The 19,077-nt window shown below is 53.3% G+C and carries 14 protein-coding genes and 5 pseudogenes; 5 read left to right on the top strand and 14 right to left on the bottom strand.

The window, feature by feature from the left end; all coding sequences use genetic code 11:
• The 3 genes and pseudogenes from JFV26_RS14540 to JFV26_RS33580 all read right to left on the bottom strand — a co-directional run.
• The coding region (locus JFV26_RS14540; protein WP_446739928.1) for a beta strand repeat-containing protein at positions 1-1,405 on the bottom strand (1,405 nt) is incomplete at its 3' end.
• 504 nt (positions 1,406-1,909) lie between these two features.
• Positions 1,910-2,026, bottom strand: a pseudogene (locus JFV26_RS34880) (ESPR-type extended signal peptide-containing protein); the annotation flags it as partial.
• Positions 2,027-2,806: 780 nt separating this feature from the next.
• Positions 2,807-3,571: an EAL domain-containing protein gene (locus JFV26_RS33580; RefSeq protein ID WP_242487836.1), complete on the bottom strand. Its 765-nt coding sequence runs from the start codon at positions 3,569-3,571 to the stop codon at positions 2,807-2,809.
• Here JFV26_RS33580 and JFV26_RS33575 point away from each other — a divergent pair.
• Positions 3,561-3,836 (top strand): LuxR C-terminal-related transcriptional regulator, encoded by a 276-nt coding sequence (locus JFV26_RS33575; protein ID WP_342215457.1) that lies wholly within the window; start codon positions 3,561-3,563, stop codon positions 3,834-3,836. The genes JFV26_RS33580 and JFV26_RS33575 overlap by 11 nt on opposite strands.
• A 217-nt stretch (positions 3,837-4,053) precedes the next feature.
• On the opposite strand, the gene JFV26_RS14530 is transcribed toward JFV26_RS33575, so the two are convergent.
• The 10 genes and pseudogenes from JFV26_RS14530 to JFV26_RS14495 all read right to left on the bottom strand — a co-directional run.
• A complete protein-coding gene (locus JFV26_RS14530) occupies positions 4,054-4,998 on the bottom strand; it encodes a fimbrial protein (protein ID WP_201193397.1) in 945 nt (314 codons plus the stop codon).
• A 23-nt stretch (positions 4,999-5,021) separates the two neighbouring features.
• Positions 5,022-5,273 (bottom strand): FimD/PapC C-terminal domain-containing protein, encoded by a 252-nt coding sequence (locus JFV26_RS33570; RefSeq protein WP_242487838.1) that lies wholly within the window; start codon positions 5,271-5,273, stop codon positions 5,022-5,024.
• 87 nt (positions 5,274-5,360) lie between these two features.
• Positions 5,361-7,567, bottom strand: a pseudogene (locus tag JFV26_RS14525) (fimbria/pilus outer membrane usher protein); the annotation flags it as partial.
• A gap of 138 nt (positions 7,568-7,705) precedes the next feature.
• The gene (locus JFV26_RS14520) at positions 7,706-8,254 is read right to left on the bottom strand and encodes a fimbrial biogenesis chaperone (protein ID WP_242487835.1); all 549 of its coding nucleotides are present in this window, start codon (positions 8,252-8,254) and stop codon (positions 7,706-7,708) included.
• Between the two features lie 244 nt (positions 8,255-8,498).
• The gene (locus tag JFV26_RS14515) at positions 8,499-9,023 is read right to left on the bottom strand and encodes a fimbrial protein (RefSeq protein WP_201193395.1); all 525 of its coding nucleotides are present in this window, start codon (positions 9,021-9,023) and stop codon (positions 8,499-8,501) included.
• 409 nt (positions 9,024-9,432) lie between these two features.
• Positions 9,433-10,290, bottom strand: a complete 858-nt coding sequence (locus JFV26_RS33565; RefSeq protein WP_342215456.1) for a response regulator — start codon at positions 10,288-10,290, stop codon at positions 9,433-9,435.
• 35 nt (positions 10,291-10,325) lie between these two features.
• Positions 10,326-11,498 (bottom strand): PAS domain-containing sensor histidine kinase, encoded by a 1,173-nt coding sequence (locus JFV26_RS33560; protein WP_242487834.1) that lies wholly within the window; start codon positions 11,496-11,498, stop codon positions 10,326-10,328.
• Between the two features lie 164 nt (positions 11,499-11,662).
• A complete protein-coding gene (locus tag JFV26_RS14505) occupies positions 11,663-12,289 on the bottom strand; it encodes a response regulator transcription factor (protein WP_201193393.1) in 627 nt (208 codons plus the stop codon).
• 40 nt (positions 12,290-12,329) lie between these two features.
• Positions 12,330-13,424, bottom strand: a complete 1,095-nt coding sequence (locus JFV26_RS14500; protein ID WP_201193391.1) for an EAL domain-containing response regulator — start codon at positions 13,422-13,424, stop codon at positions 12,330-12,332.
• A gap of 668 nt (positions 13,425-14,092) precedes the next feature.
• Positions 14,093-14,368, bottom strand: a pseudogene (locus tag JFV26_RS14495) (P1 family peptidase); the annotation flags it as partial.
• A 189-nt stretch (positions 14,369-14,557) separates the two neighbouring features.
• Here JFV26_RS14495 and JFV26_RS14490 point away from each other — a divergent pair.
• The 4 genes and pseudogenes from JFV26_RS14490 to JFV26_RS14475 all read left to right on the top strand — a co-directional run bounded on the left by JFV26_RS14490 (position 14,558) and on the right by JFV26_RS14475 (position 17,027).
• The gene (locus tag JFV26_RS14490; protein WP_201193389.1) at positions 14,558-15,349 is read left to right on the top strand and encodes a response regulator transcription factor; all 792 of its coding nucleotides are present in this window, start codon (positions 14,558-14,560) and stop codon (positions 15,347-15,349) included.
• Between the two features lie 584 nt (positions 15,350-15,933).
• A pseudogene (locus JFV26_RS33205) lies at positions 15,934-16,141 on the top strand (DUF2790 domain-containing protein); the annotation flags it as partial.
• A pseudogene (locus tag JFV26_RS14480) lies at positions 16,135-16,628 on the top strand (IS66 family transposase); the annotation flags it as partial. The pseudogenes JFV26_RS33205 and JFV26_RS14480, both read left to right, overlap by 7 nt.
• A 3-nt stretch (positions 16,629-16,631) precedes the next feature.
• The gene (locus JFV26_RS14475) at positions 16,632-17,027 is read left to right on the top strand and encodes a plasmid pRiA4b ORF-3 family protein (protein ID WP_201193386.1); all 396 of its coding nucleotides are present in this window, start codon (positions 16,632-16,634) and stop codon (positions 17,025-17,027) included.
• A gap of 725 nt (positions 17,028-17,752) precedes the next feature.
• Here the strand turns inward: JFV26_RS14475 and JFV26_RS14470 are convergent.
• Complete coding sequence (locus tag JFV26_RS14470; RefSeq protein WP_201193384.1) at positions 17,753-18,610, bottom strand: SDR family NAD(P)-dependent oxidoreductase; 858 nt, start codon at positions 18,608-18,610, stop codon at positions 17,753-17,755.
• Positions 18,611-19,077 lie beyond the last annotated feature (467 nt).

Below are 19,077 nucleotides of genomic sequence, written 5' to 3'. Positions count from 1 at the left end.
GATTGGTCGCATACAACTGTGCGCCGTTGACTGCATCGGTCGATGCCGCACTCAAGGTGCCAGCCGTCAGGTTGGTGATTTTCACACCGCCAGCCGGAGTCCCCGTGCCACCGATGGCCCCCAGGGTAATGGTGTTGCCGCCCAGGGCATCGTATTTCACCGCGATATTGGCCGTGTTGACCACATCGCTGTTCAGCGCGGTTAGGGCCCCCGCTACGCTGGTTTGGGCCGTGGTGGAACCTACTGCACCAGTGCTGCTGACAGTGTTGATCGACTGGCTGAAACCAGTAAGACCAGTAGCAGGCGAATAGGTCGCGCCGCCGCCCAGGGTACTGGCCGAGGTGTTGCCCAGGGTCGTGGTTTGAGTGCCGAGAGTACTCATCGACGTGTTGGTGGCGAACAGCTGGCTGCCGTTGACCGCATCAGTGCTGGTCGCACTGACTCGTCCCGCCGCCACGTTGCTGACCTGGCGCTCCGAACCCACGGCGCCCGCACTCAGGACACCCACCGGCGCACCACCGGCGTAAGTGTAAGTGGTGCCGTTAATCAAACCACTGGTGTTAGCCACGGCTGCAGCAGTGGTTGCGCCACTGCCCAGGGCTACCGAGTTGGCCACGCTGGCGATGGCACCATTACCCACGGCAATCGAGTTGGTTGCCGAAGCACTGGCAGTCGGGCCGACCGCCACACTATCGGTCCCCGTGGCGGTACTGTCCGCCAGGGTCGAGTTGGCGTGGAAGTACTTGGTGCTAGTGCCATTGTTGATGATGTTGTTGACGGCCTGGTTGGTGGCATACAACTGCGAGCCGTTGACCGCATCGGTCGATGCCGCACTCAAGGTGCCAGCCGTCAGGTTGGTGATTTTCACACCGCCGGCCGGAGCTCCTGCGCCACCGGTGGCCCCCAGGGTAATGGAATTGCCGCCCAGAGCATCGTATTTCACCGCGATATTGGCCGTGTTGACCACATCGCTGTTCAGCGCGGTCAGCGCCCCCGCCACACTGGTTTGGGCAGTGGTTGCGCCAACCACTCCGGTGGCGCTGACACTGTTGATCGGTCGGCTGAAACCACTAATCTGCCCCGTAGTGGCCGAATAGGTGGCCCCCCCCAGAGTGCTGGCGGTGCTGACGCCGAGTTTATTGACACCAGTCACCACCGAATTCAGTTGAGAACCATTCACCGCATCAGTGCTGGTAGCGGACAGCACCCCGGCGGCGACATTCTGGATCTGCCGCTCCGTGCCTGCGGCCCCCACCGACACGACACCGTTGGCCGCGCTGGCAACGCCTTGGGCGGCAGCGCCATAAAAGGCGGAGGTACCGGCATGGGGTGCGGCGGTCACACTGCCCGCCCCCAACGCCACATCATTGGCATTACTGGCGGTCGAGCCCGCCCCCAGAGCCATGGCAGAGGCACTTTGCGCTGTTGCCGACTTACCAAAAGCGAGTGCATTGACAGCCAGAGCACTGGAAGCAGTACCAATGGCTACCGCATCGGAAACGGAGGATGCCCCTACCCCAAAGGCTATGGCATTGACCCCGTTGGCCACAGTAGACGCATCACCAAAGGCAAACTTATTTGCGTAAATGGTGGTTGTAGAAGCGGTTGCTCCAGAGTCACCCAACCAGATGTTGGACGTATTGGTAGTGTCCGCATTACCTACAAAATAATTTCTAACTTGATAGTCCTCAACGCTCACACCCGATAAGACCATATTCTCGCCATAGGAACTACCGTCAGGGTTAGCGAGAAACTCAAGTCCTCGAACGTCAGTCGGCGAGCATCGGTATACATAAGTGAGTTCGGTGCAATTAAAGTCAGGAGCTGCACCCATTGCACCTATAGGGGCAAGTAAAACACCACCACCTAACAGACTGATTGCTATTAGTCCTTTTTTAGCGCTCCTACCTACAGAGTTAGCAGAAGAACTGGTGGTTGATTTCTGTTTACTCCTCGACGCAAACTCCGAGGCCACCACCCAGCACCCCAGTGAAAAACTCCAGACCACAGAAAAAAATTTATTCATTTTCAATTTGGCGCAAACCAATCTCCAAAACTTAGACGCAGGGTGCCGTCCGCATAAGTCTTGACCCATGCGGTCAGGTAGTTATATTCAGTATCTCAAGACAAACGTTGCCAGTACTCCAGCCCCCCAGCACGATCCAACTGCACCAATGAACTGAAAATAACAGAACGTTGAACTAAAGGATCTTCAAGCCCCGGAACACGGAGCAGCATGCTGGACATTAGAGGGCACCCGGTTGCGAGGGGAATCCGCCAATTTTCCGGGAGTACCCTTGGGGCCAACAGTAGAAACAGCTCTATCCCTACAGGAAATTTCTCGGAGACAGAGAGAAAATGCCATAGACCTTAAAAGACCAACGCCAGTTATCCCGCAAAGAGCGGTATGTCTACCCTAAGTAAGCCAACCAGCAAGCAGCGTTTCCAGAACGACGTGATCGAAGCTCTTTTAATCCCCCAGCGGCGTATTTTTTTCGACGATGGCAATGCCTATATTAAATGTAGTGTTAACTAGGCCACCTATGGCAGATAACTACACAGTGCGGTGACCGTGGTTTATACAACACTCGTAGCTACCAGCGGACCGGCTGTGTAAATGAACCCCAGCAGAGCTGCACTCGTTTATTTGAAACTCAGCGTAAAGAAGGCGAACATCCATGCGCTCCCCACCGGACTTGAGCGAGAAAATTACTTGGCATGTCCCGGTCGATTTTAGTAGTTTTTCGATACGCAACAATTGCTCTGTGATGCACATCGGCGAGGAGGACGCGCAGAGCCTTGCTGGTCATGCGCGCGGGCTACTTTGTTGGGCCCGCCCGAGCCATTGGAGCAGGTCCGCGCCACTCATGGGCCTGACATACCAATCCCCCTGCCCTTGCGTACAGCCCATGTTTAGTAGGTGTCGCCGTTGCTCGCCGGTCTCGATGCCCTCCGCTACAACCGCCACCCCCAGGGCTTCACCCAGCGCCAAGGTGCTGCCGACCACCGCCTGGCAACGTAGCTCATGGGGCAGTGTTTGGACGAACCCAGCACCCAGCTTGATTTCGTTGAACGGCAACCGGAACAAGCGCTGCAGCGAAGAATAGTCGGTGCCGAAATTCTTGATCGACAACCGGCAATCCATCATCTGCAAGCTAAACAGGCACTCCAGGCTGGTTTCCGGCGCTTGCAGCAGGTCACTCTCAGTCAACTCGAAGGTCAGGCTCGAACCGCGCGCGCCGTACTCGCTGAGCAAGGTTCGGATCTGTGAAGCGAGCATAACGTTGGACCATTGCACTGCGTGCAGATTGAAGACGAAATTGAGCTCATGCCCCTGCGCCCTCAATTGCTGTTGCAGGGCCAGCCCCTGATACAGTTGCTGGCGCAGCAGTTCATCGAGCAAGTCGCAGCGTTCCAGCATGGTCACGAAACAAGCAGGTATCAGAGTTTTGCCGGACGCATGTCGCCAGCGGGCCAGCACTTCAACACCAATGACTGCATCTGTTTTCAGATTGAATTTTGGCTGGAAGAGCCATTGGACCCAATCCACGAGAATCGCTGTGTCTGGCAATACCTTTTTTCCTGACCTGACCCTGAACTCGGTGCGCCGAGGGGGCATGGAAGCCACCGAACTGGACTTGTTCAAGAGCCTCTCCTCCAAGGAACTGTTGATCCTGCAGCAGCTTGCCAAAGGCTTGAGCAACAAGCAGATCGGCGAAGACATGCTGCTCAGCAATAAGATCAAACGCATGTATAAAGCCCGACTGTTCGAGAAGCTCAATGTGAACTCCCTGGTGTATCTGTCAGACGTGGCCAAACGCAACAATCTGATCTGATGAAGTACTCACTGCGCATGTGCTTGGTCCAGCTCCTTGCTCTGGCGCCACAGGGTTCAGGTTGCTAGGTGGCTTGAATCGGTTGTTTTCAAATCGCAACGTTAATCGGTAACGGAAAAATCGTGTCTTTCGGTGTGCTGCACCAACGCCTTGTTCTGGTGGTCGTTGATGTTTGATAGCTCCGCAACGGCATGCGACATAAGTACAGGTAGGGAAATCAGTTATACGTCATGGTAAAAGTTGCTGTTCCGTTGGCCAAGCCGGCCTTGACATTGGGGCTGGTCTGATAATACTGCGCAACAAACGGAATGTTGTACGTGCCACTATTAGCCATTACTCCTACCGGGACTGTTTCACCAAAGGTCACTGGTGCACCATCGCGTGTGATTTTTATCCCCACTCCACTGGCGGCATTGCCCGTGGCGGATGAATTAATTGCCATCACCCCCGGCACACCAGAACTATCAGTGGTCGCGTCTAGTCTTAAATTAACCCGAGTACCAGCGTCGCAGTTAAGCGGGATAAGGAACTGAACCGGACTCGCTATGTACCCTACGCCTGTAAATGTGCTGCGCTGTACATTCCCCATCGGTACATTGATGGCGGTATTAGTGACTGAGCAAGCGACAGGAACAATATTGTTGATTCCTGTCAAATTTAGATCAAAAAGCCTAAGGGTGTCGGCGTTATCAAATGCCAATGTGCCAGGGGTCAAGGTGCCGCTACCAGTAGAGCCAACTGATGTCTTGATTAAAGAGGCATTAACGACGCCGTAATGATACCAATTGCCTTGGCCATATTGAAACGTAAATGGATATGGATAGGTAGTCTCATGAAAAATGTATTCTAACAATAGCCCCACGCCGGCGATGTTAGTGCTATAAACGTTTTTCCCATAAGAGCTGAAGGTTTTGAATTTACCTATATTTCCGGTAATATTATAAGTCGATGAGCAGATGTAGCTCCCACTTTGAAAACTTACTGATTTGGTTGACAGGACCGCTCCAAGGGGAGTATCTCGCTGAACCGTCACAGTTCCGAAGTTAATAGTTTTTGTGTCCTTACTCTCGCCAGATTCGTAAGCGCATGCAGCCCAAGCTGCCCCGGGAAGAATTATCAGCATACCAAGTAGCGAGGCAATAACTGCTTCGATGTTTCTCATTTACTTACTCTCTAAGTGTCCGATTATCGACAAATAAAATCGGATGTCGCCACTGATGATGGGGGATTTACTTTTGGCAAGGCGAAGTCAACCTGACACTGCTGGCTCGCCGTATTGCCCCACTTAACCAGCAACTGACCTTTTTCCGGAACGCCACTCAGGTACACCTGGCCATCCGTACCGACAATGCCGCTGTTGTCCATGGCACCGCCCTCTTGCAGCAGGGAGGCGGTGGCGCCAAACGGTACGGGTTTGCCCCGGTAGTTCAGTGTCATCAGCACGCGGCTGCCCACGCGAGTTTTAAAGTTGGCCAGTACCACCGCACCATTGGTTGGAATAACCGTCTGGGTGTTGGTGTCGATGTCCACATCTTCCGCCAGCGTCTCGCTATCCAGCGCGACACGATTCTTGCGATAGGTGCTGACGTACGGCACCACTGCGTAACCCCGCCAGTCCGTGCGCACCCCGGTATTATTTTGCACCTTCGTATCCGCCGCGCCCGGCGCGCGGACCAAGGCGATCGTCTCGCCTTGTTCCTGGGAGAAGGTCACGCCGTAAGGGTGGGCCACGACTCCGCCCTGGAACCCGTAGTTCACCTGTTGCGAGTTCTTGTCATAGTTGTAGCCCGCCCGGCTTCGCCATAGGAGCCCTTGTAGTTGGCGCTGGCACTGCCACTCGAGCCGATGCCCTGGTTGGCATAGCCCTGCTGTACGTTGTAGTTCAGGTTGTTGTCCGCCAGGGCGGTGCCGCTCAGGCTCACATCCTGGGTGGTATTGCCCTTCTTGCTAGTGTTGAAGTTGTAGCGAGCCCAGCTGTTAGGCAGCACTTTCTCCAAGGGAACCTGCACGCTAAAGGACAGTTGTTGATCTTTGCTGTTGCGACCTTCATAGATCGGCGCCTGGGTATAGGTGTAGTCCACACCGTAGCTGATGCCGTTGTAGCTCAGGTTGTAACCGGTGCTCAGGCTGCGTTCGTAGCCCTTTTGCCGCCAGAAGTCCTGCTGATAACCGTTGACATAGAAGTTGCCGTACTCGCCCAGCGACTGACTGATGTTGATCTGCGCCTTGCTGCGCTTGTTATAGATCCGGCGCAAATCATTGAAGTTGCCAGGATCGATTTCATTGGCTTCCTGGAAGTCGTAGTAACCGCTAGTGGAGTAACGGTAACCGGCCAAGGTAAAGGTGGTACCCGTGGCTGCGATGTCCTTGGCGTATTGAATGCGATACGACTGGCCATTATGACGGGAGCCATCGTGCAATTCGGTCTTGGCCTGTGCCACATCGGTGGACAGCGAACCCCAGTCACCAAACCCATGGCCGACCCCCAGGCTGGTCGCGGAATATTTTCCAGACGCCAGCAAGCCACCGTACAGCGTGGAGTCATAAGGCATACCGTAGATCATCGTGCCCTGGGCGAAGGCCGGCTTGCTACTCTCGCTGGCCGTCGAACGGTATTCACCCGCGGTCACCGAGTACTTCAGGCGCCCTTCACGCAACATGACGGGCACGGCAGAAAACGGCTGGAGGGAGCGTCGTTCGGTACCGTCGGCCTCGGTAATGGTGACTTCCATATCACCGCTGGACGATGTGGGATAGAGGTCGGTAATGGTGAAAGCACCGGCCGGCACATAGGTCTGATAGATGATGTATCCGTTTTGCCGCACGGTTACCTGGGCATTACTCTGCGCGATGCCACGCACCACGGGGGCAAAACCTTTCAGGCTGTCGGGAAACATGTTGTCTTCTGATGCCAACTGCGCCCCTCGGTACTGGACACTGGTGAACACATCGCCGGGCGTCGAGCTGTCGCCCAGGGTCAGTTGACCCTTTAACGAGTGAATATCCCGCCGGGCATAGCTGTTGACGTTGTCCCAGCCGCTTTTGCCGCTGCTCTGGTTGTAGGTGGAATAGTTGCGCAGCCGCCACGCACCCAAGTTCAACCCGCTGCGCAGGTTCAGGTAATAACTGTCGTCGGTCCCCGAACGGTTGTCGCGCGAAGTATTCGCGCCACTGAAGTTGTAGTTCAGCAAGCCAGCCGTCAGCCCTTGGTCCCAGGTGCTGGGGTCCACATAACCACGGGCTTCCTTGCTCAGCGCCGCTTGCGGAATACTGATATCCAGGCGTTGCTCGCCGAAGTTGAACCGACTGCTGGCGTCCGGAATATAGTCCCGAAGTTTGGTGATCGTTTGCGCTTCCGGTAATTGGTGTAGCGTTGGGAAGGCTTCGAGTTTGACGCCCAAGTCTTTTAATTGCTGAGTCGTCAACTCGGGCTGCAACTTGCCTTCGACATCGACAAAGTTGACGTCACGATTGCTAATGCGAGTATCGTTCAGAAAAATATCAACCCGGTAGGTACCGGGAAGCTGCCCGCCCTGGCTGGAAAAACGCTCAAGGTCGATGGACTGCTGGCTGAGAGTATCTATTTCCAATGCCTGAGGGTTGAAATAGTCCTGCGCCAATACCGAGGCGGGTTGTAAACTAATCCCCAGAACGAATTGGGTTGCTACTAATGTCGTCAGACGCGTGGGAGTGAACGCATATGAGCGACCACCTGCTTTTAGCTGTGGCACAGGACTTTGATAATTTTTTTCATGTCAATAAACTCCACTCAACTGTATGGCATGCAAGCCGCTCCCACTGGCTGCGGACAATTGATCCAGCGGATTGATATTTAATTCAGCGAGGGGGATTCAGGCCTCTGAACTTAATCAGAGTGGCGCACTAACATCCGGAGAGATACCGCCGAAATCATTGATCGACTGCCAACTTGCAACACCAGTCGCACCGGCCGGAATTGTCCATGTCAGTGAACTTTGTGGCGCCACCATGCCGGCATTTTCAATCTCGGCTTTACCCACGCTCACGCGATAAAAAGAAACGTGGTAAGGCGTTGGATTGTTGACCTGCAATTGGTTTCCAGAGCGGCTGAACTTCAGGGATTTATAGGCATCACTGGCGGAGCCGGACAAACCGAGCGGACGGTAGAACAATTTGATTCGGGTTTTTACCGAAATCTGTAATTGATTGGTGTCAGATTTTTCCGTGGCAGGAATCGACTTGATATTGACCCAGAACACTGACTCCTTGTTTTCTGGAAAGGTGCCACCGGAACGGATAATTCGCAGCACGTTTTCTTGCCCTGCATCGAGGCGAAACAGTGGCGGTGTGATGATGAAAGGGGCCTTCTGAGTGGCGGCATCCGACGTACTCTCGACCCAGGACTGGATCAGATAGGGTGTGGTTTTTTCCGGGTTCATGACCGAGATGGAGGCTTCTTTTTCGAGCCGTCATACACCACACGAGTTCCGCCCACCACCACGCCGGCCCAGGAAGTATGGGCAATACCCAAGAGACAGCCGGTGATACAAACGGACTTGAGCCAACGCATTGATAAATGCTCCTTGAATTGTCCTCATTCCCTGCTCTTTTCCAGGGAAGTTGGTACGAATTTTTCACTCAGTCGTGCCGGGCATTAAGTAGCTAATGCCCGAGCTTTACGACTTAGTTGTAAGTGACGGTGAAGTTGCTGACAGCATTCGCGGAACCTGCTGCGACAGTAGCGCTAGTCGCAACATACTTGGCAATGAAGTTGTACGTAGTATCAGCAGTGATCGAAAGTGGCTTACTTGCCGACGCACTACCTACCGGGATCTGAGTAACGGCGTCCTGCTCATACAAGCCGATACCGACACCGGTTGCCGCGCCATTGGTGTTGGTCAGAGCCAGCAGGCTGCTGTTCGCAGGGTTGGCCGGGCCGTCGAACTTGATGGTGGCGCTGGTGACGCTTGCCGGGCAAGAGGTCAGCACAATGTTGAAGCGCGTTGGAGCAGCGGTAGCGCCTACACTAGGCAGGGCCGAGGTTTTGACAGTACCCAATGTGACGGTCTGGTTGGCGGTGTTTGCAGTAACGGTGCACGCTGCATCATTAATACTGCCGATGAAGTTGATGGTGCCATCATAGGCGTTGGCCATGCCTGCAAATGCGCAACCAGTCAGCAGTGCTACAGCGATCAAACTTTTCTTCATAGCGGTATTTCCTTCAGGTTAAGTAGATTTTTGAAAACATTTAACTGCTTCGCTTAACGGCACAAGCACCGTGCTATTGCTTTTTGAGACAACAGCCTTACATGCAAGCTGATTAACTATGTGTCGATATACATGTGCGCATGGGATCTGAACTCTTCTGGTTCTGCAGAAGAACTGAGATAATATTTACAGCCCCACCTCATTACACAGAAGTAAATTCAGCAGAGTGAATCATGGTGGTAGACAAAAACGCCTGTATGAGTTTTTGTAAAGCCGTGCGGGCGTGAATAACACCTACGCAATTGTGTGGGTAGTGGGCGTCAGATGCGCTAGGAAAAGACTACCGCGCAGCGGGAAAATTCTCGCGATAGCTCAGAATTATCTTGCCTAGGATTTAGCAGTCCGCGACTCAAGCATAATCACGCCCATCGTTGAGGCGATATTTAGTCCTGAGGTAGAAAGACAACCGCTCCATGCACTGATAGAGACTGTTGATCGATTCTGTGAGAGCCGCACGCTCCTCTTCGCGACAAGCGGCCTCGACCTCTTCGCAGCACTGAGTCAAGGCTGAATATCTGATGATTCTGGCCCCACCTTTGATTCGATGGGCGAGATTGGAGAGTCCTTGCACATCATGTTGGGCGAACAACTTCTGTAGGCATGTCATGTCCTCTTCATTGTTGGTGTCCAACTCCTGCAGAATCTTTCTTATAGCGTCTTTGTTACCACGGGTCAGTTGCTCAAGATTGGTGAGGTCAATCTCCTCGATGCCATCATCCCGAGCCTCAAGCTCGGCCCTCGCAGGATTCATCACTTCGGGCGCGGCACTAAGCCAGGCCTCCAGCGCCTTCAGGCCGATCGGCTTGAACAGGCACTCATCCATGCCTGCCTCCAGACAACGCAGCTTTTCTTCAGGTTGCGCATTGGCGGTGAGCCCCAGGATCAAGCAGGGCTCCAGCCCACGGACAGACTCCTCTTCCCGGATTGCCTGTGCCAGGTTATAGCCATTCATGATCGGCATATGGCAGTCGGTGATGACCACATCGAAGTGACGATTGCGCCATGCCCGAAGGCCGTGGGCGCCGTCCACGGCATCTTCGACCTGATACCCCAGATAGCTCATCTGCTGGCACAGCAGAAGACGATTCGCGGGATAGTCATCCACCACCAGGACACGCAGGCTCCGCTCCCTGGTATCCACTGGCAACTCCTCGACTATTGGCCGTTCAACCAGTGGCTGGAGAACAGGCAGGCGCAGAACGACCACAACTTGCGTGCCTTCGCCAAAGGAACTGGAAAGGGTCAGGGTTCCCCCATCATTTCGCACAGCGAGCGGCTGATCATCAGGCCCAACCCCGACCCACTGTAAGAGGACTGCGGATTGTTGCTGGCTTGGGCAAAAGGGTTGAACAGGATTTGCTGGTCCTGCCGGGAGATGCCGATTCCGCTGTCCTCGACCCTGAGGGTTATCTGGATAGACTTGCCATCCGAAGCTGCCTCGGCACGCATCTTCACCCAGACACTCCCCTCTTCAGTGAACTTGATCGCGTTGCTCAACAGATTGGAAAGGATCTGCTTGAACCGCAAAGGGTCTATCCATACGTCGCGATCCGAGTAAGCGTCCAGCTCCACGACCAAGTACAAATGTTTCTGCTTGGCGACGCCCTCAAATACCCGGGTCACCGACTCCACGATATTCAGCAGATTGGCGCGTTCCGGCGCCAGCGAAAGCTTTCCAGACTCGATGCGGGAGATATCAAGGATATCTCCTATCAGGCCGAGTAGGTCCTTTGCGGTACCAGACGCCACCTCGATAGCGAAGCGGTCGGTTACACCCTGTTCGGCTTTCTTCAAGGCCAGTTCGAGCATGCCGATAACGGCATTCAGCGGCGTGCGAATCTCATGACTCATGGTAGCCAGAAAGGTAGTTTTTGCCCGGTTGGCCGCATCGGCGGCATTCTTGGCTTCGCTCAACTCATGCAGCAGTTGCTGGCGTCCGCTGACATCAATCCAACCGGCGACCATCCCGGCAACCTCACCGTCGGACCCTCGATACGGTAATGCCCAATGGTAGATTTTCAAGGCTCGCCCATCTGTCATGGTCAGGTCTCGATCATGTAGATGGGGTTCTCCTTTGCACATCAGCTCCAGGCAATAGTTGTGGTAGTTTTCCGCCTCGGCCCTATCGGCAAGCGGTGCATCAAGTGCTGAGGTACCAATGAGGTCCCTTTCGCTAAGACCGATCATGTTCTGGTAACTGCTATTGCAGACGAGCATTCGCCCCATTCGATCACGGATGTAGAGCGGGTGGGGTGTTCCATCCAATATCTTGCGAGTCAGTTCGTAACGCCTTTCGAGCAAACGGTACTCACTTGCAAATGCATTCTGTGCGTGAAGCGAAAGACGATACTGAACAACATTCAGAATTACCGAAAGCAAGATAAAAACAATAAACAAGCACATGAGGGAGCTCATCGAACGAAACCGGAAAGCTTACTAACTTCAGCCGACTATCGTGACTCAGCCAACCAGATGCAGCAGGTGGCAGAAAGAAACAACACTAGAGTTTTGCTGGCGCACCTTTGGTGCAGAGTAAGTTTGAACCAACAAACAGCAGATATATACCGTTAAGAATCTGTCTATATCAGGTTATTGCGCTTGGCAAAGTCAGCCAGATAAATAACTGATTTGACCTGGAGCTTTTCTATAAGCTTGACCTTGTAGGCGCTGACGGTCTTATTACTGATCAGCAGGGCTGCTCCTATTTCCTTATTTCCGAGGCCACTCGCAAGCATCTGTATTATGCTCAGCTCGCGATCCGACAGACTTTTGATCAGATCCGCATCCGACACATGAATATCACTACTCCGCACTGAACTAGCCGACAGGTTGGGGAAAAAACTATAACCGCCCATAACTGCTCTAACGGCTCTGACCAATTCATCCAGATGGCTGGTTTTTGATACGAAACCAGCCGCTCCAGCCTTCAAGCAGCGCAAGGAATAAATCTCTGCGGCCTGCGAGGTAAAGACCAGGATCTTGATAGGAAGGTCCATCATCCCAATGCGCGTGATGACTTCAAGCCCATCCAACTTGGGCATGGAAATATCGAGCACCATGATGCTCGGCACATGCAAGCGGGCCAGTTGCAAGGCTTCGGCACCGTTCTCCGCTTCCGCTACTATGTCGAATCCCCGTTCGCATAAGATGTTTCTGAGTGTCAGTCTGATCAGCGGGTGATCGTCCGCTATAATTGCCTTATACATAAAATGTCCAATGGATTGCGTGATGTTGAAGAAGTAGAAGTTAACTATTTTTTTTCAGGTGGCTTTCAATGCCTTCCTGACTCATCCAATTCTGAAAATCATGCCCGCTCATGGGGCGGGCTAAATAGTAGCCTTGCCCGAGAGTGCACCCCATATTGATCAAGCGTTCCAACATATTCCGATTGCTGATGCCCTCAATCACAAGACCTTTACCCAAGGCATGGGCAAGCGCCTGGGCACTGGAAATCAGCGCGTGATCATGGGCGCCCTTTATTCCCTCGATAACACTTGCGTCGAGCTTTATCTGGCTGAGCGGCAGTTGGCTTAACAAGGAAAGAGAAAAAAAACCGCTACCGAAATTGTCGAGCGACAGATTGCAGCCCATATTGTGCAACTCAAAAATATGCTTTCTTGTTGTTGGACACAGGTCAGAAAGACCATTTTCCGCCAACTCGAATGTTAAGATGCTTCCAGCGAATCTATGGCGTTTGAGAGAAGTTTTTATATGTTCTACAAGTTCACGCTTGATCAGTTGAGAAATATGCAGATTAAAGGCCAACCCCAGGTGCGCATGTTGGTAGAGCGTCTGTAGCAACATCAGCCCCTGGTCCAGTAACTGCTTGAACATCTCATCGATAAGGTCATAGGCAACCATGGCTGCCAGAAAATCTTTGGGCAGCAGCACACCTTTACTCGGATGCTCCCAGCGCGCCAGCACTTCGACACCAGCCAGGCTTGCGTCGGCCAGCTCGAATTTAGGTTGATACCAGCCACGAAAATGCCCCAAGGCCAGGCTGCGGCGTATTTCCACTTCATTGGGCAGCATTGAAAGTACAGTTTGAGGCGCAGCACAGGGCTGACCGATCGCCCCTCGTAGCCCATAGCGCAGCAACAGTTCATAGAGCGATCGGAGCTTAAAAGGCGCAGACAAAACTCCGAGTATCGGTAGTCCCGAAAGACTTCCCAAGCTCTCCAACGCCCTGTGCAAGTCCGCACTGCATTCTCCGCATAACACCACCGCCTGCACCCGCTGCTTTTCTCGAGTTCGGCCAAGAAAGTCCAGTCCCTCGAGCCCTTTGTGATCCAGGCTGCAAATAATGATGTCGACATCACCTGCCCGGCTTATCTGGTCCATTGCCTGCTCAGGTTCGCTGGCTTGCAGGACATCACATACGCCCAGTCGATATAGCATCCGTACCAATACAGTGCGTTGGGACAGGTAGCTCTCCAGGACGAGAACACGAGGGCAAATCATTATGACTACTCGATAAAGTTTTGATGGTGGATTGTTCAGAGCTCTACCGCCTTCTTCAAGACGACCTTTCTCGGGCACTCAAAGAAATTTCTCGTGTGACAAGCAAAAGGAGGAGCCCGCTCATTGAGCAGTCGATGTTTCCAGCCAGAGTCAAATACTAGAAAACTGCGTACATCCCCCGCTGGGCTGGTGATGAGTATGAGGGGGGCGGGACGGCATGGTAATCACTGCAACGGGTTACTCTGCGAGGGTTAGTCATTGGAGTGAGGTGAGTTACAGGAGGAAGTAAAAAACATGGAATCAGGCGTTAGCCAACACCTGATGAGGGAGAGGCTTTTTTCGCTGGGTATGGCACCAGCATCCGAATGGGCAAAAAAATAGCTGCCGCCTCTGCACCACACAAGTGGATTGAGCGCTGCCATCGTTACCACTGAGTCTAGAGGTGATTGTTGCCCTGCTCGCGCCAATCCAGTACCTGCAGGACTCCAACTGTGATCAAGTTGGGCAGAGCATCGCCATGCTGTTATCGACTGGTGCAACACGTAGCGAAGGCCAACCTCGCGAATCCATTCCAGCCCCGTCGCGTCTCCGTTGCCGTTGCCGTTGCCGTTGCCGTTGAGTACATGCAAGCCCGCGAAACAAGGATCGAGCCGCGCCTCGCTGGCACGCAACTGCACCACAGTCACGCCCGTACGGACCTACTTACCATCGATGGCGGAGATAGGGGTGCTGTGGCCGACGCGAACACCAGGGACGTCGGTAATGGTATTGAATTCGCCGGTGGTACCAGAACCTACTGTGATACCAAGTTGACGAGCACGCATGGGAACTCCTTTGAGAATGAGGCTGCAAGAAAGAACGACAGCGCATCCTTCATGAGGGGCGCTGCCCGGACGCAATCTAGCTGGGCAACAGCGCACAACCAATCATCGTAAAGAGTTACGCCTCTTGACGCGGATATGTGAAGTAGAGGAAAACCGACTGTACTTTTGAGGGGCACAGGGACGCATCAGATGTTTCGCGAAATCAGCATGCACTCCAACCTAGGCCGAGTGATCGAGCATATTGGGAAGCCCCGTTTTTGGACGCAGCTGACATTGTTGTTGCAGCAGTGGGTACCGTTCGACAATGCGTTGGCAATCTTTTATCCAAACAGTGGCGCGCCAATAGTACTGGAGCTATACGATGCCGTACCACATGATGGTTTGGGCTTGCCTGCCTATCTCAATGGGCTATACCAGCTCGACCCTTTCTACCAAGCCTGTCGCGACGGAATTTCCAGCGGACTGCATCGCCTGGAGGAAGTAGCTCCTGACCAGTTTCGCCAATCCGAGTACTTCCTCAGTTACTTCCACGCCAATGTGTTGGAAGACGAGGAACAGTTCATTTTGCAGGTACCTGGCCAGGGAACGTTGTCGCTGTCATTGGGCACAAGTCGGCCTTTTCTGATCGAACAGCACGGAATACTGACCACGATCTGCCCATGGGTCCTAGCGTTTATGAAGCATCATTGGCAGGAATACAGCCAGAATTTACAACTGACCAGCAGTGCGTCAACGTCTCAGATGAGGGACGTTCTCGGTCAATTCGGATCGTCCGTACTCTCTGAACGAGAGATGGAAATCGCCTTGCTCATCCTTCGCGGCCATTCCACAAAAGCCGTTGCAAGGCTTCTGATGATCTCTCCGGAAACCGTCAAGGTACATCGGCGACATCTCTATAGAAAGCTTGGCATTTCGTCGCAACCCGAATTATTCGCATTGTATTTGCAATCGCTGGGACATGACGTGGAGAACCACCGTTAGCGAACCACCCATATCCGGTTTGTAGTGGGCAGTCGATGCCGAGGGGTAAGGTATGAATAGCGCTAATTGAGCGCTTGTTTTGATTTGAGCCTTTTTTATGGACTTTAAGGAAAAAGACTAATTCATTACATGTAGTGTAATGCCTCCCCGATGCAATTGTTCGTAGCTTGGTGGTTCTGAGCCAGCCCCGCACCTGGTCGAATAGTGCCGCTTGGCGCGCCCCCCCCTGAAATAAACAGAACGTCCTCTCATGAATTGGAGGCGCTCATCTGCGCGGATTTCGTGCTTCAACTGCCCCTCAGTCGCGAATGCATGGAAACATGGAGCAGAGTGTTGACGGCAGCTCTCCATAGATCGACGTCAGCCCCCCGAATTGGACGCCGCAATCACGGACAAAAAGCAGCTGTTCAACTGGCGGGTAAGTCGCTTGAAATCGTCAGTAATCAATACGTTTTGCTTAGAGCGATTATTAGCTCTGTGCGTCTCATCGACCAAATTTTCGATTTCCAATATCGAAATTTAATTAAAGGAAAGCCCCCATGAAAGCTCCAGTAGCAATGCTCGCACTTTTTGGCTTTAGCACTATGGTGATGGCGTAGGAAGGCGCTGATCCAGTTCAAGTTCAACAAGTGCCTGTTGAGCAGTACAACTATTCCACGCATCTTGAGCGTTGCCAAGGTGATTTCTCAAACTGAAGTAGCCGATGTGTGCGGTGTTGTACCGATGCGCATGACCTATGAAGACTCCCAAGGCAAGCGGCATATCTTGGCATACGAAGTGATGGGCAACGGATTGCTGCCCTATATGCCATCGAAAGCGAGATCCGAGGACAACCGCCGGATCGTAGAAAAACGGTTCGGCAAAGTCGGGCGAGTCCACTGCTGGAGCTCCTGCACGCGTGGCTTAACCAGACGCTGGCTCAACTGTCGAAAAAATCGACATTGGGCGGTGCAATCCTCTATGCCCTCAACCGGTGGCAGGCTTTAACGCGCTACTGCGATGACGGCCGAATCGAAATCGACAACAACGCCGCCGAACGGGCGCTGCGCACCGTCGCGCTGGGCCGCAAAAACTACCTGTTTGCCGGTCCCGATGCCGGCGGAGAACGAGCGGCTGCGATTTACAGCCTGGTGGGTTCGGCCAAGCTCAACGACCTGAACCCGCAGCCTATTCGACACAAGTGCTGGAGCGCATCGCCGACTACCCGATCAATCTGGTCGACGAACTGCTGCCCTGGAACGTTTCTCTCACACTTACTGAATTCTGCGAGGCTGCCTGATCCATGGCCAAAAATGTTCGCTTGCTAAAACCCGAGCCTGATTTGTTGCTACTGCACATTGAATTGAAATGGATCGAACCTGCCATCTGGCGCCGCGTGGCGGTGCCCGAGAACATTACTTTGAGCAAATTGCACACAGTGATCCAGTTCGCGATGGGCTGGGAAGGTGGGCATCTGCATGAATTTGAAATTGCCGGAGAGAATTACGGAACTCCCGACCCCGATGGATGGGGTCCACCCGTGAACTCCGATGCCCGCAAAACCCTGATCAAAGCGCTGAACGGGAAAAAGACGTTTCGCTACCTCTATGACTTCGGCAGTGGGCCAGGTTATGCCGACTTCCTTGAAGTGATGGCTGACCCCAACCACCCAGAGCATGAAGACATGATGGATTTGTAGTTGATATTTGAAAACACAAGAGGTCCGAATGGCTAGTACAACACTTGGCGGGAAATTGGATTTCCTAACACGTAATCGTCTAAAAAAAATGCAGCGAATCACTTGGGCCGTGCGCCCCATTGGTTTATGGAAGTTGCGATTATGGATTTTATTGAAAAAGTCGAGTCCGACGTGAAAATCGAAAGCATTATTGATGAAGCACGACTACCCAGTGACGAATTGAAGCATAGCGTCGCGATTCGTAATCGCCAGTAAATCACCAATATGAGAGCTGTAGAAGCTTGTTAATAACATCGGATATAAAATATATAATTTTCACCGATTACTGGCCGCGCCGCCGATGAATTAAAAGGCGCTAAAGACCACTTCAGGTCACCTATTACAGAGTGAGTCCAGATCAAAGCACCTCGTTTTAATTCCGAACGTGAGTCATTCTTCAGCGGCATAGGTGTCGTTGACGCTCATTGAGAAAGCAACTGCCGAAAGGTTTGGGTGAGCCACCAGATCTGCCATTCTGTTGATGCAATAAACCGCGGTGCAACTCTGCGGGTGTTTTACCTACGACAGATCAAAGAGACATCGACGCCGCCGGGGTACTACAGGATCTCGCGGGGTGAGAGGCCATTGGCCCGCAGCGAGTCCCTGTCCTGCGAGGGATCGTTGGCCAATGAGATGAAGTCCTAGGAAGTCGCCGTACTACGATCAGAACTTGACCGACTCCTTGATCACGTCAAGAGAGATGGGTGAAGTTCGGGTGGCCCGCCCATCGTGTAGCGATGCGATATGGGATGCGAACCATCTATGTCGCTGACACCAAGAAAGGCGCCAATTTCCGCACCAATCAGGGCACGTCCCGAAAGTCGCATCCTCTGATCGGATTCGTACAGGGCAGCAATGATGTTTCCCGTGAACAGAGGTGACTCCCTCTTAGCTGTCGGACGTGACTCAGGAGGAAGTGTCATTAGATATGCACGAGCCCGTTCCGTATCCAAACCGCCCATCCAGATCGACACCGCTGCGACGTTGTACGGGCGCAGCTCTTTGGCCATGTCGGCGGCCATCTTGTCTGCTCCGGCCTTTTGCGCACCATACACGGGTCCATGGTAATAGGACACGGCCCCATAGTGGCCGGTGTTCACGATCAGGCCTTGGCCGTTGGCGATGAGCAGAGGCGCTGCGTGATAACTCGCAACGAAGTGCGAGCGAAGACCTACCGTAATCAGTTCTACAGCGGCGAGGGGCTTCTCCCAAAAGCCACCCGCCATCGTCGTGAAAACCAGATTTGCGGCATTATTGACTAGAATATCGAGCTTCCCGTGTTCTTTGCGCACTCGCTCGAAGAACGAAGCAACGGCTGCGTCATCGGCATGATCGACCGCGACTGCGATGCCTTTGCCACCTGCCTTGTCGATCAAGTCTGCGGTTTCGCTGATCGTGCCACCATACGGAGTATCATCGTCAGCGAGGCTGCGACCTGTGACATAGACCGTCATCCCGGCGTGGCCGAGCGCCAGTGCAATGCCTTTTCCTGCGCCTCGACTAGCACCGGTTACGACAGCAATCCTTTCCATTTCCTTATTCATCTTCTTCCTTATTTGTCTTCCACACTAATTAATTGGCATCCGGATTCGTTATATCGATCTATATCCCATCAGTCCGATACGGGCCCAAGCAACTGACCAGCATCTGCGATGAACTCAGAGCCGGTGGAGAAACTGCTCTGGTCGGATGCGATAAAGAGCACAAGGCGGGAGTTCTCATCCGTCTTTGTACATCTCAGTAGCACCCGGGGCAACCATAGGCGTGTGAACGCTGAGGATGAATAGAATTCCCCCCGGATGTTGCCACGCACAAAATCCAGTGCCGCCATTTTGGTCAGGCCGCGACCAACCCACTAGCTGGCTGAATATGCGCCGAGTCGGTACAGACCGTTCATCACACCTGTCGAGGAAAAATGCACAATCGCACCGCCTCCCGCCTTATTGGTCCGCCAGCCCCCGTCTTTCTTGCTCCAGTACATACGCAATCATTACATCCAAGTCTTCCGCAT

Origin of the sequence: Pseudomonas sp. TH31, assembly GCF_016650815.1 — a bacterium.
Lineage (GTDB): Bacteria > Pseudomonadota > Gammaproteobacteria > Pseudomonadales > Pseudomonadaceae > Aquipseudomonas.
This window is presented reverse-complemented; position numbering and strand designations above follow the sequence as displayed.

Bases quoted from the DNA above. Each gene is read 5' to 3' on its own strand.
- JFV26_RS14505 (WP_201193393.1), bottom strand. From the start codon at position 12,289: ATGTATAAGGCAATTATAGCGGACGATCACCCGCTGATCAGACTGACA.
- JFV26_RS14470 (WP_201193384.1), bottom strand. From the start codon at position 18,610: ATGAATAAGGAAATGGAAAGGATTGCTGTCGTAACCGGTGCTAGTCGA.
- JFV26_RS14515 (WP_201193395.1), bottom strand. From the start codon at position 9,023: ATGAAGAAAAGTTTGATCGCTGTAGCACTGCTGACTGGTTGCGCATTT.
- JFV26_RS33560 (WP_242487834.1), bottom strand. From the start codon at position 11,498: ATGAGCTCCCTCATGTGCTTGTTTATTGTTTTTATCTTGCTTTCGGTA.
- JFV26_RS14520 (WP_242487835.1), bottom strand. From the start codon at position 8,254: ATGAACCCGGAAAAAACCACACCCTATCTGATCCAGTCCTGGGTCGAG.
- JFV26_RS14500 (WP_201193391.1), bottom strand. From the start codon at position 13,424: ATGGACCAGATAAGCCGGGCAGGTGATGTCGACATCATTATTTGCAGC.
- JFV26_RS33570 (WP_242487838.1), bottom strand. From the start codon at position 5,273: ATGACACTGAACTACCGGGGCAAACCCGTACCGTTTGGCGCCACCGCC.
- JFV26_RS14530 (WP_201193397.1), bottom strand. From the start codon at position 4,998: ATGAGAAACATCGAAGCAGTTATTGCCTCGCTACTTGGTATGCTGATA.
- JFV26_RS14475 (WP_201193386.1), top strand. From the start codon at position 16,632: ATGGCCAAAAATGTTCGCTTGCTAAAACCCGAGCCTGATTTGTTGCTA.
- JFV26_RS14490 (WP_201193389.1), top strand. From the start codon at position 14,558: ATGTTTCGCGAAATCAGCATGCACTCCAACCTAGGCCGAGTGATCGAG.